This window comes from Pseudomonas sp. SIMBA_067 (assembly GCF_046534675.1).
GTDB lineage: Bacteria > Pseudomonadota > Gammaproteobacteria > Pseudomonadales > Pseudomonadaceae > Aquipseudomonas > Aquipseudomonas putida.
Genome location: NZ_JAWRYH010001437.1, coordinates 1 through 232, shown reverse-complemented (window position 1 = coordinate 232; position 232 = coordinate 1). Strand labels below are relative to the sequence as shown.

The 232-nt window shown below is 37.1% G+C and carries 1 protein-coding gene; it reads left to right on the top strand.

All coding sequences use genetic code 11. The features are described 5' to 3' along the window. Positions 1-180, top strand: a 180-nt coding sequence (locus tag SB765_RS34155) for a hypothetical protein (RefSeq protein WP_410933094.1), incomplete at its 5' end; no start/stop codon positions are given. Between the last annotated feature and the right edge of the window lie 52 nt (positions 181-232).

The following is a 232-nucleotide window of genomic DNA, read 5'->3' as shown; positions in this document are numbered from 1 at the left end:
CAAGGAGGAATTGATAATTTAAGAGTTGCTCTTGAAGAACATTATAATAGCTGGAGTACAATCAATGTAAATTCTTGGCAAAGTTCAATGTTTGCTGCATTAGTTAAATCGCAGTGGTTCATAAGTGCTGGGTTTAAATTATGCGGAGAACAACGCGAATTGGTTGCGGTGAACCAGTGATATATATCTACATTAGCGCCTCTATTAAGGCGCTATACTTAAATATCAGGCA